7 protein-coding genes are annotated in these 18065 nt (G+C 72.0%); 5 read left to right on the forward strand and 2 right to left on the reverse strand.

Annotated features, from left to right (window positions below; translation table 11 throughout):
• Positions 1-27 precede the first annotated feature (27 nt).
• From ACIQRW_RS01655 to ACIQRW_RS01675, 5 genes are read left to right on the forward strand one after another with little or no spacing between them, the layout of a single operon-like run.
• Positions 28-9513 carry an amino acid adenylation domain-containing protein gene (locus tag ACIQRW_RS01655; RefSeq protein ID WP_403752834.1) on the forward strand — a complete coding sequence of 3162 codons (9486 nt, stop codon included), beginning with the start codon at positions 28-30 and terminating at the stop codon, positions 9511-9513.
• Positions 9503-11185 carry a phytoene desaturase family protein gene (locus tag ACIQRW_RS01660; protein WP_403752837.1) on the forward strand — a complete coding sequence of 561 codons (1683 nt, stop codon included), beginning with the start codon at positions 9503-9505 and terminating at the stop codon, positions 11183-11185. The genes ACIQRW_RS01655 and ACIQRW_RS01660 overlap by 11 nt, the downstream gene beginning before the upstream one ends.
• Entirely contained in the window at positions 11182-12906 is a 1725-nt protein-coding gene (locus ACIQRW_RS01665) for a phytoene desaturase family protein (RefSeq protein ID WP_403752839.1), read from the forward strand. The genes ACIQRW_RS01660 and ACIQRW_RS01665 overlap by 4 nt, the downstream gene beginning before the upstream one ends.
• Positions 12903-13958, forward strand: a complete 1056-nt coding sequence (locus tag ACIQRW_RS01670; protein ID WP_403752842.1) for an MDR family NADP-dependent oxidoreductase — start codon at positions 12903-12905, stop codon at positions 13956-13958. The genes ACIQRW_RS01665 and ACIQRW_RS01670 overlap by 4 nt, the downstream gene beginning before the upstream one ends.
• Positions 13959-14007: 49 nt before the next feature.
• Positions 14008-15198: a cytochrome P450 gene (locus ACIQRW_RS01675; RefSeq protein WP_403752845.1), complete on the forward strand. Its 1191-nt coding sequence runs from the start codon at positions 14008-14010 to the stop codon at positions 15196-15198.
• Positions 15199-15717: 519 nt separating this feature from the next.
• Here the strand turns inward: ACIQRW_RS01675 and ACIQRW_RS01680 are convergent.
• Together ACIQRW_RS01680 and ACIQRW_RS01685 are read right to left on the reverse strand one after the other, a co-directional pair.
• Positions 15718-16755 carry a hypothetical protein gene (locus ACIQRW_RS01680; RefSeq protein ID WP_403752848.1) on the reverse strand — a complete coding sequence of 346 codons (1038 nt, stop codon included), beginning with the start codon at positions 16753-16755 and terminating at the stop codon, positions 15718-15720.
• A gap of 29 nt (positions 16756-16784) precedes the next feature.
• Positions 16785-18065, reverse strand: coding sequence for a TRAP transporter large permease subunit (locus ACIQRW_RS01685; RefSeq protein ID WP_403752851.1), 1281 nt, complete (start codon positions 18063-18065; stop codon positions 16785-16787).

Genomic DNA, 18065 nt, shown 5'->3' on the forward strand with positions numbered 1-18065 from the left:
GCTCCACCACGACTTGAGGAGTTCGACATGGCCGACGCGAACAACCGGGCGTTACGGAACAAGGTGGCGATCATCGGGATGGGCTGCCGCCTGCCCGGCGGCGCCTCGGACCACCGCACGTACTGGCGCAATCTGGTGGAGGGCAAGGACTGCATCACGCCCACACCACCCGACCGGTACGACGTCAGCACGCTCGCCAGCCGGTTCCGCGACAAACCCGGACGCCTCGTCGGCGGCCGCGGCGGATACATCGACGGCTTCGACGAGTTCGACCCCGCGTTCTTCGGCATCAGCCCCCGCGAGGCCGACCACATGGACCCGCAGCAGCGAAAGCTGCTCGAAGTGGCGTGGGAGGCCCTGGAGGACGGTGGCCAGCGTGCCGCCGACCTCGCCGGCGGCAACGTAGCCGTCTACGTCGGCGCGTTCACCCTGGACTACAAGATCCTGCAATTCGCCGACCTGGGCTTCACCTCGCTGGCCGCCCACACCGCGACCGGGACCATGATGACGATGGTGTCGAACCGCATCTCGTACTGCTTCGACTTCCGCGGCCCCAGCCTCTCCATCGACACCGCGTGCAGCTCCTCCCTGGTCGCCGTCCACCTGGCCTGCCAGGCGCTGAACAACGGGGAGAGCGACCTCGCGCTGGCCGGCGGCACCCTGCTGCACATGGCCCCGCAGTACACCGTCGCGGAGACGAAGGGCGGGTTCCTGTCGCCCGAGGGCCGCTCCCGTACGTTCGACGCCGCCGCCGACGGCTACGTACGGGCCGAAGGCGTCGGCCTGGTCGCGCTGAAGCGGCTGGACGACGCCGTACGGGACGGGGACCGGATCCACGCCGTGATCGTCGGCAGCGGCGTCAATCAGGACGGGCACACCAACGGCATCACCGTGCCCAACGCCGACGCTCAGGTCGACCTCATCCGCAGGGTCTGTGCCGAGGCGGGCATCACCCCCGGCGACCTCCAGTACATGGAGGCGCACGGCACCTCGACCCCGGTCGGCGACCCGATCGAGGCGAACGCCCTGGCCCGCGCGCTGGCCGTCGGACGCGCCCCGGGCGCCCGCGCATACGTCGGCTCGGTCAAGACGAACATCGGCCACACCGAATCCGCCGCCGGGATCGCCGGGCTGATCAAGACCGTCCTGAGCATCAAGCACCGCACGATCCCACCCCACATCAACCTGGAGAACCTCAACCCCGCCATCGACCCGGCGGCCCTCCCCTACGAGATCCCCACCCGGCCCACCGCCTGGCCCGAACACGAAGGGCCCGCCCGCGCCGGGGTCAACTCCTTCGGATTCGGCGGCACCAACGCCCATGTCGTCCTGGAGGAGGCCCCCGGGACCCTGTCGGACATCCGCCCCGCCGCGCCCGCCGGGCGACGCTGGAGCATCCTGCCCCTCAGCGCCCGCAACCCCGACGCCCTGACGGAGATGGCGGCCGGGATCCGGGGCGAGCTGGCGGGCGACAACGGCCCGGCCGTGGCCCTCGACGACCTCGGCCACACCCTGGCCCACCGCCGCCAGCACCTCCCCGAGCGGCTGTCCGTCGCCTACACCTCGCGCGCCTCCCTCGACGAGGCCCTCGCCGCCCACGCGCGCGGCGAGGCCCATCCCCGGGTCGTCCACGGCCGCGCCCGGGACGCCGCCGACCGGCGGCTGGTGTGGGTCTTCACCGGTATGGGCCCCCAGTGGTGGGGCATGGGCCGCCAACTGTTGGAGGAGGAGCCGGTCTTCCGCGACGCCGTCGCCGCGTGCGACCGGGCGCTGCGGGAGTTCGCCGACTGGTCCCTCATCGAGGAGATGACCGCCGACGAGTCCGTCTCCCGGATGGCGGAGACCTGGCTCGCCCAGCCCGCGAACTTCGCCGTGCAGGTCGCCCTGGCGGCCCTGTGGCGGTCCCACGGAGTGCGCCCTGACGCCGTGGTCGGCCACAGCACCGGTGAGATCGCCGCCTTCCATGCGGCGGGCGTCTACTCCCTGCGGGACGCGGCCAGGATCGTCGTGCATCGCAGCCGCCTCCAGCAGACCCTGGCCGGCACCGGCGCCATGCTCGCTGTCAGCCTCTCCGAGGACGAGGCGGAGCGCCGGGTGCGCCCCTACAGCGACCGGGTCTCCATCGCCGCCGTCAACAGCCCCACCGCGATCACCCTGGCCGGGGACGAGGCCGCGCTGACCCTGCTGGCCGAGGAGTTGCGGGCCGAGCAGCAGTTCGCGAAGTTCCTCACCGTCGAAGTGCCCTACCACAGCGTCGTCATGGAGCGGATCAAGGACGAACTGCTGGCCGAACTGGCTCCGTTGGAGCCGCGCACGGCCCAGGTTCCGCTGTACCTGACGGGTGTCGAGGGAATGGCCCGGGGCGAGGAACTGGACGCCGCGTACTGGTGGAAGAACGTCCGCGAGCGGGTGCGCTTCCGCTCCGCGGTCGACCGCATCGCGGACGACGGCCACCAGGTGTTCCTGGAGATCGGCCCGCACCCGGTCCTCGGCCACGCTATCCGCGAATGCCTCGACACGGGCGGGACGAGCGGACTCACCCTGCCCTCGATCCGCCGCCGGGAGAACGAGAGCGAGCGCTTCGCCGCCTCCCTCGGCTCGCTCCACAACCTGGGCGTCCCCATCGACTGGAGCGTCCTCCAGCCGGCCGGCCGGCCGGTCACCCTGCCCCGCCACCCCTTCCGGCGCGACCGTCACTGGACCGAACCCCGGCCGGTCGCCCAGGTCCGGCTCGGCCACCGGGACCACCGACTCCTGGGCCGCCGCACCGACCGTACGGAGCCCACCTGGCAGGCCCGCCTGGACACCGAGGACCTGCCGTACCTCGCCGACCACCGCATCCAGGACACCGTCGTCTTCCCCGCCGCCGGGTATCTGGAAATGGCCGCCCAGGCCGTCCTGCGGCTCACCGGCGGCACCACCGCCGTCCTCGCCGACATCGAGCTGCGCAAGGCCCTCTTCCTGCCCGACGGCGAGGACCGGACCGTGGAGGTGTCGCTCTCCCTGGAGAACGCCGCCTTCACCATCGCCTCCCCGACCGGGGACGACGGGGAACGGGCCGTGCACGCGAGCGGGATCGTCCGCACCGGGCAACGCCGCCGCACCGCCCCGCCGCTCGATGCCCCCGCGCTCCGCGCCAGGTCCCACCGGCGCCTCGAAGGCCCCGACTGCTACACCGCGCTGGCTGCCCTCGGCTACCACTACGGCCCCGCCTTCCAGGCCATCGAGGAGGTCTGGATCGGCGCCGGAGAGGTCCTCGCCCGGATCCGCCCGCCCCGGGCGATCGGCGACGACGCCGCAGGCCACCACCTCCACCCCGTCCTCCTCGACGCCTGCTTCCAGACTCTCCTGACTCCGCTGATCCCGCTGACCTCCGAAGACCCCGCACCGGTCACCGGGATCAGGCTGCCGCTCTCCCTGGACGAGGTCGCCCTCGAACCCATCGGCGACCAGCCGTTCTGGGCCCACGCCACCCTGCTCCCCGGCGACGCCGACACCACCCTCGGCAACATCGCCCTGTACGCGGACGACGGAGCGCCGCTCGGCCGGGTCCTCGGCTTCCGTGCCGCCGACGTGGAGAAGGCGGCCACCGCCGTCGCCCGGACCACGATCGACTCCTGGCTCGCCGAACCCGTGTGGACCGACTGCCCGCCGCTGCCCGCCGAGGGCGCCCGCGCCCTGCCCCAGGACGACGGTGACGTGCGCGACGGTGACGTGCGCGACGGTGACGTGCGCGGCGGGCCGACGGGAAGCGCCGCCGATCGCCGGCCGGTACCAACGGCAGCCGCACGGGACCACGACTGGCTGGTCCTCGCCGATATGGGGGGCGTCGCGGACGCTTTCGCCGCCCTGGCCGCCGCCCGGGGCGAACGCTGCCGCCTGGTGCGCCGGGGTGCGGCCTACACCGCGTCCGGCGACGGCGCCACGTTCACCGTCGACCCCGCGTCCGACACCGATCTGCGCCGGCTCCTCGCCGACCTGGACCGCGACGGGGGCCCCTTCCGGGGGGCCGTCCTGCACCTGTGGAATCTCGACGCGCCCGCCCTCGCCGCGTGCGACCGGACCTCCCTCCACGACCACACCGGCGCGGGAGCGTACTCACTGATCGCCCTCGCCCGGCTCCTGTCCGCCCGGGGCTCCGAAGGCCGTCTGCACATCGTCACCCGCGGCGCCCAACCGGCCCTGCCCGGCGAGGGGCCCGAACCTCTCGGGGCACCCGCCTGGGGCATCGGCCGCGTGCTGCGGCACCAGGAACTGATCGAACACCCCGGCAAACTCATCGACCTCGACCCCCGGCGGCAGCCGGGCCCCGACGGCGACCGGGCCGAGGCCGAAGCGCTTCTCGGCGAAGTCCTCAGCGACGACGAGGAGGAGATCGCCCTGCGCGACGGCGGCCGCCGCACCAGCCGCCTCCGCCCCGCCGAGGGCCTGACCCGGCCGCTGCCGCTGCGCCTGCGGGCGGATGGAAGCTATCTCGTCACCGGCGCGTTCGGCGCGCTCGGCCGGCTGCTGTGCCGCACCCTCGTACGCCGCGGTGCCCGCCGGATCATCCTGGTCGGGCGCACCCCCGTCCCGGCCCGGGAGAAATGGGCCGGCACCGACCCCGCCACCGCCGAGGGGCGGGCCGTCGCCCTGCTCCGTGAGCTGGAGGCGCTCGGCGCGCAGCCCGTCCTCGCGACCCTCGACATCACCGACGAGGACGCCCTGGCCGGCTGGCTCGACGCCCACCGGCACAGCGGGGCGCCCCCCGTACGCGGGGTGTTCCACCTCGCGGGACAGGTCCGTGACACGCTCGTCGCCGATCTGGACCGGGCCGCCTTCGACGCCGTCCACGACCCCAAGACCGTCGGCGCCCACCTCCTGCACCGGCACCTGCGGGACGAGCCCCTCGAACACTTCGTGCTCTTCGCCTCGATCGCCTCACTGCTGACCACGGCAGGCCAGACCAACTACGCCGCGGGCAACGCCTTCCTGGACGCCCTCGCCCACCACCGCCGCGCCCACCAACTGCCCGCGCTCAGCCTGGACTGGGGCCCCTGGGCCACCGGAATGATCGAGGAACTCGGACTGGTCGACCACTATCTGCACAGCCGTGGCATGAGCTCGCTGTCCCCGGACGCCGGCATGGCCGTCCTGGAACGCGTCATCGGCCAGGACCACGCCCAACTGGTCGTCGCCACCGTCGTCGACTGGCCCGTCTTCCTCGCCTGGTACCCGTCCCCGCCGCCGCTGGTCGCCGACCTCGCCGCGGCCGCCGCCCCGCCGGCCGACGCCGCCTCGGGCAACGGATTCCTCGACACCTTCCGCGCAGCCGACGAAGAGACCCGCCGCGCCCTGGTCGCCGAGCGGTTCGCCGCGCTCTCGGCCACCGTGCTGCGCACCGGCACGGACCGCATCGACCCCGCCACCGGACTCGGCGAACTCGGCCTCGACTCGCTCCTCGCCATGGAGCTGCGGGCCCGGATCCACGCCGAGCTCGGAGTCGCCCTCCCCGTGGTCGCCCTGCTCAGCGGCACCCCGGCCGGGGAACTCGCCGCCCAGCTCCACGACGGCCTCACCGCCCTGGCCTCGGCCGACGCCCCCGACGGGGCCCCGGGAGCGGTGGAACTCCACAGCGACGAGGGGCAGTACCCACTGACGCAGAACCAGAAAGCGCTCTGGTTCCTCAAGCACCTCAACCCCGACGGTTACGCGTACAACATCGGCGGGGCCGTCGAGGTGACCGTCACGCTCGAACCGGACCTGATGTTCGAGGCCGTCCGACGGCTCATCGCCCGGCACCCCGCGCTCCGCACCAACTTCCTCCTGGTGGACGGGCAGGCCGTGCAGCGGGTATCCGAGGACGCCGCGATGGACCTCGCCCTCTTCGACGTCCAGGGAGAGGACTGGGAGTCCATCCACGCGACGATCGTCCAGGAATACCGCAAGCCCTACGACCTGGCCCAGGACCCACTGGTCCGCTTCCGGCTCTTCAAGCGGGGCCCGGACCGCTGGATCATCATGAAGGCCGTCCACCACATCGTCTCCGACGCCATCTCCACCTTCACCTTCATCGAGGAACTCCTCGCCGTCTACGAGGCGTTGCGCCGCAACCAGGAGCCCCAGCTCCCACCGATCGAGGCCCGCTACCTCGACTTCCTCAACCAGCAGAACGCCTTCCTGGCCGGGCCCGGCGCGGCGGGCATGCTCGACTACTGGCGCTCCCACCTGCCGGCCGAGGTCCCGCTCCTCGACCTGCCCGTCGACAAACCGCGCCCGGCGGTCCAGACCCACAACGGGGCCTCCGAGTTCTTCGTCCTGGACGACGCCCTCAGCGCCCGTGTCCACGCCCTGGCCCGCGCCCACGGCGTCACCCCGTTCATGGTGCTGCTGAGCGCGTACTACCTCCTGCTGCACCGCTACTCCGGGCAGGACCACATCGTCGTCGGCAGCCCGGTCACCGGCCGCACCCGGCAGGACTTCGCCTCCGTCTACGGCTACTTCGTCAACCCGCTGCCCCTGCACGCCGACCTGTCCGAGGACCCGACCGTCGCCGAACTGCTGCAACAGGTCCGCCGGACCGTGCTCGGCGGCCTGGACAACCAGGAGTACCCCTTCGTCCTCCTCGTCGAGGAGCTGGGCCTCCAGCACGACCCCAGCCGCTCCGCCGTCTTCCAGGCGATGTTCATCCTCCTCACCCACAAGGTGGCCACCGAGCAGTACGGCTACCGTCTGGAGTACATCGAACTCCCGGAGGAGGAGGGGCAGTTCGACATAACGCTGTCCGCCTACGAGGACGAGGCCGAGGGCCGCTTCCACTGCGTGTTCAAGTACAACACCGACCTCTTCCTCCCCGAGACCATGCGCCGCATGGCCGCCCACTACACCCGGCTCCTCGACCGGATGACCCGTGTGCCGGGCGAACAGCCCGCCTCACGGCTGGAGATGCTCGGCGACCGGGAGCGTGAGCGGCTCGTCGGGGAGTGGAGCCGCCCGGCCCTGCCATCCGCCGGACCCGGGGCGGAGCCGTTCATCCCGGTCCAGACACTGATCGGCCGCGTCGCCGCCGAACACCCCGCGGCCGTCGCCGTCACCATGCCCACCGCACACGGCGGGTCGCACCGGCTGACCTACGCCGAGCTGGACCGGCGGGCCGCCGACTCCGCCGCCCGTCTGCGGGCGCTCGGCGTCGGCGAGGGCTCGGTGGTCGTGCTCTGCCTCGACAAGTCGCCCGAGCTGATCGTCGCCCTGCTCGGCGTCCTCAGGGCCGGCGCCGCCTACCTCCCGCTCCGCCCCGACCAGCCCGCCGACCGGCTCGCCCACCTCGTGACGACCACCGGCGCGGCACTCGTCCTCGTCGCGGACGACGCCACGCCGGAGCAGACCGGAGCCCTGACCGTCCCGACGCTCACCCTCGCCGCCCTCGGACACACCGAACCGCACCCGGAAGGATCGGCTGCCGAGGCCGGCCCCGACTCGCCCGCGTACGTCATCACCACCTCCGGATCCACCGGCCGGCCCAAGGCCGTCCGCGTCAGCCACCGCAACCTCGCCTCCGCCCACGCCGCGTGGCGCCAGGAGTACCGGCTGGACACCGACGTCCGGACGCACCTCCAGATGGCCGAACCGTCCTTCGACGTGTTCACCGGCGACCTGGTGCGCGCCCTGTGCTCGGGCGGCACCCTCGTCCTGGCCGACCGCGACCTCCTCTTCGACACCACCCGTCTCTACCGCACGATGCGTCAGGAACGCGTCGACTGCGCGGAGTTCGTCCCCGCCGTCGTCCGCGGCCTGATGGACCACTGCACGCGGGAAGGGCTGCGGCTGGACTTCCTGCGACTGCTGGTGGTCGGCTCGGACGCCTGGAGCGTGGGGGAGTACCGCCGGCTGGCCGGGCTCTGCGGGCCCGGCACCCGCCTCGTCAACTCCTACGGTCTCACCGAGGCCACCATCGACAGCGCGTTCTTCGAGGGGCCCGTCGACGACCTGGAACCCGGTGCGATGGTCCCGATCGGCCGGCCCCTGCCCAACAGCACCCTCCACGTCCTCGACGCCCACGGCGAACCCGTCCCGCCCGGCGTGCCCGGCGAACTCTGGATCGGCGGCGACGGCGTCGCCCTCGGCTACGCCGGAGACCCCGAACAGACCGAGGAACGCTTCGTCACCCGGACGCTCGGCCGCACCGCGGGCGCCCGGCCCGAACGCCTCTACCGCACCGGCGACATCGCCCGCTGGGACGCGCACGGCCGGGTCCACCTGCTCGGCCGCACCGACGGACAGGTCAAACTGCGCGGCCACCGCATCGAGATCGGCGAGATCGAGACGCAGCTCGCCCAGTGGCCCCCGCTCGCCCGGGCCGTCGTCACCGTACGCACCGACACCGGGGGAGAGGCGACACTCTGCGCCTACTGCGTCCCCGCGCCCGGCGCGGCCCTGGACGCCCGGGCCCTGCGCCGCCACCTGGCGCGCTCGCTGCCCTCGTACATGATCCCGTCCCACTTCACCGAACTGCCCGCCCTGCCGCTGACGGCCAACGGCAAGGTCGACACGGCCGCCCTGCCCGCGCCCCGGGCCGAGGCGGGGGACCGGCCGCACGAGGAGCCCGTGACGCTGTACGAGGTCAGCGTCGCCCGCCACTGGAGGACCCTGCTCGGCCGCGAACAGATCGGTCTGGAGGACGACTTCTTCGAACTCGGCGGCAGCTCGATCAAGCTCATCGAACTCCTCCACCACCTGCGCACCGAGTTCGGCGTCGGCGTCCCCGTCAGCAGGCTCTACCAGGTCACCACGTTGCACGGCATGGCCGCCACCGTGGAGGACGTCCTGCTCGGCACCACCGCCGACGAACTGCCCAGCCTCACCTTCAACGCCGGACAGGCCCCCGCCCTCTTCTGCTTCCCGCCCGCCGGCGGCCACGGACTCGTCTACCGGGGGCTGGCCGCACAGCTCCCCGACTACTCCGTCACCGGCTTCAACTACCTCCCCGGCGACGACAAGGTCAGCCGGTACGCCGACCTGATCGAGGCAGCCCGGCCCGACGGCCCCTATCTGCTCCTGGGCTACTCCCTCGGCGGCAACCTCGCCTTCGAGACGGCCAAGGAGCTGGAGCGGCGCGGCCGGGACGTCGCCCACGTCGTCATCCTCGACTCCCGCCGCATCCTCGCCGCCTACGAACCGGACGCCTCGGGCATCGCCGCCTTCGAGAGCGAACTCGCCGACCACGTACGCAAGCACACCGGCTCCGAGGCCGTCGCCCGCGAGACCCTCGCCCACGCGGCCGAATACCTCGCCTTCTGCGGTCGCACCCCCAACACCGGCACGGTCGCCGCGACGGTCAGCGTGATCACCGACGAGGAGAAGGCCGCCCTCTACGCCGCCGGGGAGCACGGCACCTGGCACGGCAGCTCCACCGGCGCCACCGCCGTACTGCGCGGCTCCGGCATCCACGCCGACATGCTCGACGCCAAACACCTGCCCCGCAACGCCGAGCTGGTGCGCTCCGTCCTGAGGGGAGACGCGACCCATGGCGGATGACGACCCCACCGACTGGACCAGCAGGGAACGCGCCCCGGGCACCCCGCCCCGCGTCATCGTCATCGGCGCCGGCGTGGCCGGCCTCTCCACCGGCGTCTACGCGCAGATGAGCGGAGCCAGGACCCGCATCTTCGAGAAGCACGTGCTGCCCGGCGGCTGCTGCACCGCCTGGTCGCGCGACGGGTACCTCTTCGACTACTGCATCGAATGGCTCATCGGCACCGCCCCGGGCAACGAGGCCCACCGGGTGTGGAGCGAACTCGGCGCGCTCGACGGCAAGACGGTCACCAACTTCGAACTGTTCAACAAGGTCGAGGACGCCTCGGGCCGGTCGGTGACGTTCTACAACGACCCCGACCGGCTGGAGGCCCACCTCCTGGAGGTCTCACCCGCCGACGCCCCGCTCATCCGGGCCTTCACCCGGGACCTGCGGCGCTTCATCGACATCGAGCTGTACCCGTTCCTGACCGCGCCCGCGCTCAGGACCGTACGGGAGAGGGCCCAGACCCTGCGCACGGTGCTCCCCGCCTTCCGGCTGTTCTGGCGGACCGCCGCCACCCCGATGCACGTGTTCGCCGACCGGTTCCAGGACCCGCTGCTGCGCAAGGCGTTCCGCAACATCTTCTTCCAGGACCCCGAGGGCTTCCCGATGCTGCCGTACCTCTTCAACATGGCGGCCGCCCACCACGGCAACGCGGGCTTCCCCCAGGGCGGTTCGCTCGGCCTCGCCCGCTCCGTCGAGGAGCGCTACCAAAGCCTGGGCGGAACGGTCACCTACCGGGCCCGCACCGAGCGGATCCTGGTCGAGGACAACCGGGCGATCGGCATCGAACTCCGCAACGGCAAAAGGTACTTCGCCGAACACGTGGTCTCCGCCTGCGACGGCCACACCACCGTCTACGGACTCCTGGGCGGCCGGTACACCGGCCCCAGGATCGACAAGCTCTACACCGACCTCCTCCACCGCCCCGGCACCCTCTTCCCCGCCGTCGTCTCCGCCTTCGTCGGCCTGCGCGGCGACCTGGAGCCCGAGGAGGCGCACAGCACCACACACCTCCTCGGACCGGAGGACGCGGTCCACCTCCCCGGAGCCCTCCAGGACAGCCTCGTCGTGCAGGCACGCTCCCGCTACTCCGGCGGCTTCGCACCGCCGGGCCACTCCGTCCTGCACTGCACCTACTTCAGCGACTACGCCCACTGGAAGGACCTGCGCACCAGGGACCGCAAGGAGTACCGCCGGCGCAAGCGCGAAGTGGCCCACTTCGTCCGCGACTTCCTCGAACGCCGCACCCCCGGTATCGCGGAGCGCATCGACATCGTCGAGGTCGCCACGCCCGCCACCACCCACCGCTACACCGGCAACCTCGGCGGCTCCATCCTCGCCTGGAAGGCGTTCTCCGACGCCGACGACGTCGCGGCACGCCTCGTCGGCAAGGACCGGATGCGGCTGCCGGGACTGAGCAACTTCTCCATGGCCGGACAGTGGGTCGGCATGGGCGGCCTGATCCGCGCCGCCTCCACCGGCCGCTTCGCCGTCCAGTACCTCTGCCGCGACCTGGGCCTGGAATTCCGGGCCTGGGAGTCCAAGGGCGCCGAACCCTGGCACCCCGGGAAGCTGGGACACCTGCCCCAGCTCGACCGGTGGTCCGCACGGGAGAGCGAGGGATCGTGAGCGGCGACACGAACGGACCCCGGGCCGGCGGCACCCGCCGGCCCCGGGAGACGATGATCATCATCGGGGCCGGTCTCGGCGGGCTCTCCACCGGCTGCTACGCCCAGATGAACGGCTACCGCACCCGCATCCTGGAGATGCACGAGATCCCCGGCGGCTGCTGCACCGCCTGGGAGCGCGGCGGCTTCACCCTGGACGCCTGCGTCAGCTGGCTCCTCGGCAGCGGCCCCGGCAACGAGATGCACCAGATCTGGCTGGAGCTCGGCGCCCTCCAGGGCAAGGAGATCCGTCACTTCGACGTCTTCAACATCGTGCGCGGCACGGACGGCCGGGCCGTCCACTTCTACTCCGACCCCGACCGGCTCGAAGCCCACCTCATCGACATCTCGCCCGCCGACGCCCGGCTCGTGCGGAAGTTCTGCGCGCAACTGCGCAGCTTCCGCAAGGCGCTCGCGGTCTACCCCTTCCTCAAGCCCGTCGGACTGATGGGACGCCGGGAGCGCTGGCGGATGCTCGCCTCGTTCCTGCCGTACTTCAACTCCGTCCGCACCACGATCACCGTCCTGATGAGCGACTTCTCCAAGAAGTTCAAGGACCCTCTCCTGCGGGAGGCCTTCAACTTCATCCTGTACGAGAAGCACCCGGCCTTCCCCGTCCTCCCCTTCCACTTCCAGCTCGCCTCGCACGCCAACCTCTCCGCCGGAGTCCCCGAAGGCGGCTCCCTCGGCCTCGCCGAGTCGATCGAGGCCCGCTACCGCCGGCTCGGCGGCGAGGTCTCCTACAACACCAAGGTCGAGACGGTGATCGTCGAGGACGACCGGGCGGTGGGCGTCCGCCTCAGCGACGGTCGGGAACTGCGCGCCGACATCGTCGTGTCGGCCTGCGACGGCTACACCACGACCATGAAGTTCCTTCAGGGCAAGTACCTGGGCGAGGACTACCGCAAGCTCTACACCGAGACCATCCACGAACCCGGCATGGTCTTCCCCGGCTACTTCACCCTCTTCCTCGGCCTCTCCCGCCCCTTCCCCGAGGGCGACCCCTGCACCACCTACCTCCTCGACGGGGCGACGGCCGCCGAACTGACCGGCATCCGCCACCCCAGCATCAACGTCCAGTTCCGCAGCCGCCATTACCCCGAACTCTCCCCGGACGGCACCACCGTCGTCTACGCCACCTACTTCTGCGACATCGCTCCCTGGCGCGCCCTGGACGAGGGCCCCGAACAGATCACCCGCAGCCGCGGCGGCCAGGAACTGCACACCCTGCCCGTACGGCACGGGCGCGGCTACTACGCGGCGAAACGGCGGGCCCGCGAAACGCTCGTCGGCTTCCTGGAACAGCGCTACCCCGGCCTGCGGGACGCGATCGTCGTCCGTGACGTCTCCAGTCCCCTCACCCAGGTCCGCTACACCGGCAACTACGACGGGACCGTCCTCGGCTGGCAGCCCTTCGTGGAGAGCGGCGAGACCCTCGAAGAGCTGATCAAGAAGCACGGCCCAGGGCTCCCCGGACTGCGCGACTTCTACCAGTCCGGTGTCTGGGCCACCACCGGCGGGCTCATCCGGGCCGCCGCCGCCGGACGCCACGTCATGCAGTTCGTCTGCCGCGACGACGACCGGCCCTTCACCGCGTCGCTCGACCTCACCGCACCACCACCGACCCACCGGGTCATCCCCGTGCCCGTCCGCCCCGCCGCACCGACCGAGAGGAAACCATGAAGATCGCGAAATGGGTGGTCCGCGAACACGTCGAAGGAGTCCCCGACGTGGACCGGGTCTACGAGAAGGTCGTCGAGAACGTCGACGTGACCCTCGCCCCCGACGAGATGCTCCTGCGCACCCTGTACGTCTCCGTCGACCCCTACCTCCAGGGCATCGCCCTCGACACCCCGATCGGCCGGCACATGGGCGCCGACTCGATCATGGAGGTGATGGAGGCGGGGCCGCGCGCCGCCCACCGCGTCGGCGACCTCGTCCAGGGCTTCGGCGGCTGGCGCACCCATGTGATCAGCACCGGTGTGCCCGAACTCTGGCAGACCGGCACGTTCCCCATGGTCTTCCCCGCCTACCGCAGGCTCGACCCCCGGTGGTACGACGACGCCCTGCCGCTGCCGACCGCCCTCAGCGTGATGGGCGGCCCCGGCATGACCGCCTGGGGGACCCTGACCAAGTACATGACGATCAGCCCCGGCGAGACCCTCGTCATCAGCGGGGCCTCCGGCTCGGTGGGCACCCTCGTAGGGCAGCTTGCCGCGCGCGCCGGGGCCCGGGTCATCGGCACCACCTCGTCCCCGGAGAAGGCGGGCTACCTCACCGGGCTCGGGTTCGACGCCGTGATCGTCTACCGGCACGGGGACGGCGCGGACACCGTCCGCGACGCACTCGTCCGGGCCGCTCCCGACGGCGTCGACCGCTACTTCGACAACCTCGGCGGCGCGGTCACCGACGCCGTGTTCCCCCTGCTCAACATCGGGAGCCAGGTGGCGGTGTGCTGGCAGTGGGCGACCCAGGTCGGCAACGAGGCCACCGGCCCCCGGCTCCTGCCCTACCTGATGTTCCCGCGCGCCACCGTCCGCGGCATCTTCTCCCTGGAATGGTTCACCGAACAGAACTGGCAGGACCTCCACACCGACCTGGGCGGCCGCGTCCGGCGCGGCGAGGTCGTCTGCGACCACACCCTGCACCACGGCTTCGACGCGATCCCCGCCGCCTACGGCAGCCTCTACGGCGACCGGGCGGCCAACCGCGGCAAGGTACTCGTCGAACTCTGAACACCGCCCTCCCCGCCACTCGACCCAACGGTGCTGCCCAGGAGGCACGTTGACCACCACCGACCCCACGCACCCGGCCCCGGAGCCGATGCACCGCCTGTTCTTCGAGGCACCCGGGCCGCCCCGTCCCGCCGAGCTGCCGGGCGGCGGCCCCGCCTGGCAGGTCAGCCGGTACGAGGACGTCCGTCAGGTGCTCTCCGACCCGCGGTTCGGCCGGGCCCAGCTGTACGCCCCCGACGCGCCCGCCCTCTCCGGCGTACCCGACCTCGTGAACGACCCCGACCTGATGTTCAACCAGGACGGCCCCGACCATCTCCGGCTACGCCGCACCCTGCGGCGCGCGTTCACCCCGAGGGCCGTCGCCCGCTGGCGACCCTGGATCGCCGCGATAGTGGAGGAGCTCCTCGACCGGCTGGAGACCCGGCCCCAACCGGCCGACTTCGTCGCGGAGTTCGCCCTCCCGCTGCCGGCGGCGGTGATCAGCCGCCTCATGGGGCTCGACGAGTCCGCGTGGGACCGGATGCGGCACTGGAGCGAACACGCCTTCTCCGACGGCACCCACGACGGCGAACAGGTGGCAGCGGTCCTCAAGGAGTTCAGCGCGTTCGGCGCGCACCTCCTCGCGGAGCGGCGCCGGACCCCGGGCGAGGACCTGATCAGCGGTCTGGTCGCGGCGGCCGACGAGGAAGGGGGTCTTCCCGAGGCCCAGTTGGTCACCCTGGTGTGCGGGCTGGTCGTCGGCGGGCACGACAGCACGATGACCATGCTCGGCAACGCGCTGATCTACCTGCTGGGTGAACGCCGTGAGACCTGGCCCCGCCTCGGCGCCGACGAGGAGGCCGCGGGGCGCCTGGTGGACCGTCTCGTCCACCTCGTCCCGCTGGGCGACGACCGGGGCAGCACCCGCCACGCCGCCGAGGACGTCGAGGTCGGAGGAGTGACGATCCCGGCGGGCGCGATCGTGCTCGCCGACTGCGGCATGGCCAACCGCGACCCGGAGGTCTTCCCGCCCGCCACCCTCCACGACCTGTTCGCCCCGCTGGAGGCCCCCACGCTCTCCTTCGGCGCCGGCCCCCACTACTGCCTCGGCGCCTGGCTGGCCCGCACGGAGCTCCAGCTCGCCCTGCACCGCCTGGCCGCCCGCTTCCCGGAGCTGCGCCTGACCGCCCCCGTCGACGCGGTCGTGTGGCGGACCGGGACGACCTCCCGCAGCCCGCAGCGGCTCGGCGTCAGTTGGTAGGGCCGCCGAGGGCCCGTCGCAGCACCGCGACCTGCTCCCCGGCGGCCCGGCGCGGGAGGGAGAGACGGGGGAGCGCCCCGTCGAACCCGTGGAATGCCCCAGGCCGAGACGCGGGCGTCGTCCATCTCGGGTGTGCCGAGCACCATGCCGCCGCCGTGTATCCACACCAGGCAGGGAAGCGGGCCGGAAGGCGCCTCGCGGGGCCGGTAGAAGCGGACCCGGACCGGGCCGGGGCCCGGCAGCCGGTGGTCGGTCACCACGACGCCCTCGGCAGGCGGCGGGAAGACGGTGTCGGCGCGGGCGGCGCGCAGGGCGGCCAGCTCCTCGCGGTCCAGACGGTGCAGGACGGTGGGCGGCAGCGGCTCGGCGGCGAGCGCCGCGGCCATCTCGGGGTCCAGCCGGGGGTCGTGGGGCATCGGGGGAGCCTTCCTCGGGATGGACTGCGGCAGGAAGGGCGGGGGCGGGCGGAAAGGGGAACGGCCGGGGCGCGCCGGTTCGTCCGGCGCACCCCGGCCACCGTCAGCCGCGTGCGACGGCGATCGAGCCCCCGAGCCGGTCGCCCGCCTCGTAGACCAGGTACGGTACGCCCCGGTCCGTACCGAAGCTCGGCGAGGCGGCGCGGCCGTTCTCCGGCGCCGCGCTGCCCGAGTCGTAGAAGACGCCGAGGTGGTCGCGGCGGGAGAAGTCGTTGCCGACCTCGGTGATGAGGATGTTCCCGCCGTTCTCCTTGCCGGTGTGGTAGACGACGTATGTACTGCCGTTCCGGGTCAGCAGATGCGGACCGCTGAGGTTGTTCACGCCGACGTCGGAGTGGCGCACGAGCGGCTGCTGGGCGAAGGTCCAGTCACGGCCGTCCTTCGACCAGCCCCAGGCGATGTCGCGATGGTTGGACTGATTGTTGGTCATGAAGAGCATCACGTACCGCGCACCGCGCGCGGGCAGGTCGTGCCGGAACACCCGCGCGTAGGACGTCTCGTTGGTGCCCGCCGGAAGCATGTCCTTGGTGAGCACGGTCCTGTCGTACGTGAAGGTGATGCCGTCCTTGGACCGGGCGAGCCGGGTCGTGTGGTTCTCGCCGTGGAAGTAGAGCCACAGCTCCTTGACGTCCTCGTTCCACAGGACGTGCGGCGAGGAGACATGGCTGACCTTGTAGTGCGGCTGCCAGTCGTTGGAGACCAGCGGGTTAGCCGGGTACTCCGTGAACGGGCCCTCCAGCGAGTCGCCGTAGGCCAGGCAGATGCCACCGGGCGCGTCGTGCGGGGCGTAGTAGAGGTAGTAGCGGCCCAGCGGGTTCGCCAGCTTGTCGTAGACGCCCCGGATGCACGGGAAGATGATCTCACCCGTCGGGTTGTACTTCAGCTGGGAAGGCGTCAGCAGCGGCCCCAGATGGCGGTAGTCCGGGAATCCGCCGGGGGCCGCGGCGGCGGGGGCGGCCCCCGCGCCGGTGGCGATCAGTCCGGCCGTCGCCGCCGTGCCGGCCAGCGCGCCCCGCAGGAAGATGCGGCGGCTCGGGTGGGTCGCGGCGGCCGCGACCGGAGTGTCCTCGTGCTGTGTCATGTCGTTCTCCGTCCCGAAGAGATGAGCGATCACAGATAACTGGCGGCGGTGACGCAGAAGCCGCCGAGCGCCACGGCCCAGACGTACGGCAGGGTCCGCAGCATCACCTGCTGCGGCGTCACCCCCGCGTACTGCGCGCTCCACACGGTCTGCGTGCTGGTGGGGTCCGACACCCCGAACACCTGGTTGTAGGAGGTCGCCAGGCCCAGCACGGCGACGGCCGGGTAGATGCCGGCGGCGATGAGGACGCCCGCTATGCCCGCGCCGAGACCGAAGACGTTCAGCGGCCCCCGGTACAGGCAGAGCGGCACGAGCAGCGTGAAGACCAGGACGAACAGCACCGGGTTCTGCGGGCTGACGGCCTTGACCAGCGGCTCCAGCGACTCCACCGCACCGGGCAGCTTCACCGCGGCGAGCAGGATGCCGATGGCGATGAACAGGACGATCGGAGCGGCAGCGACCTCGAACGAGCCGTACAGCGTCCGCAGCAGCCGCTTGTTCATCTCGCGCGGCCGGGTGGTCGTGACGAGCGCGAACAGGATGCCCGCCAGCATCGACGGCAGGATCGCCACCTCGAAGCCGAGGGCGAGGACCAGCGGCACGACCGGGGTGAGGAGCGCGTACCACGGGGCGTCGCCCAACTGCTGGCGACGCGAAACGGGCTTGGCGGAGGCCGACTTGAGCGACCAGGCGTGCTCGACGCCGCGCCTGCGCGTCTCGACGACGACGAAGAGGACCGCGGCGGCCAGCGCGAACGGGAACAGCTTGAACATGAAGCCGCGCACGGTCTCGACGGGCAGCTCCAGCGCGGTGGAGAAGAACTGCCAGATGGGCAGCTCGAACGGCATGCCGGCGGCGATCCCCATCAGGATCGTCCCGGCCGCCGTGACCTTGGGGATGCCGACGGCGATCATGGCGGGGATGCCGATGATCCCGGCGAGCATCGCCGCGGGGGCCGAGCCGGTGACCGTGCCGACCAGGGTGGAGACGCCGAGGACGCCGAGGGCGACCACCACCGGCCGGTCCCCGCCGAACTCGACGATCTTGCGGACCAGGGTGCCCGCGATGCCGGTCTCGTCCAGGAGCCTGCCCAGCCAGGAGCCCAGCAGGATCGCGATCATCGTGGCGCCGAGAGCCGGCGCGCCCTCCTGGACTACCGTGTCCAGCACACTGTTCTCACCGGTCAGCGGGGCACCCGCGACGAAGGCGATGACGACGGCCAGGATGACGAGCGCGAAGGCCGTGGGCAGCCTGCGGGTGAGCATGGCGGCGACACCGGCCGCCATGACAAGAAGGATGACGACGCCCAT

Source organism: Streptomyces sp. NPDC091287 (assembly GCF_044768525.1).
Taxonomy (GTDB): Bacteria; Actinomycetota; Actinomycetes; order Streptomycetales; family Streptomycetaceae; genus Streptomyces.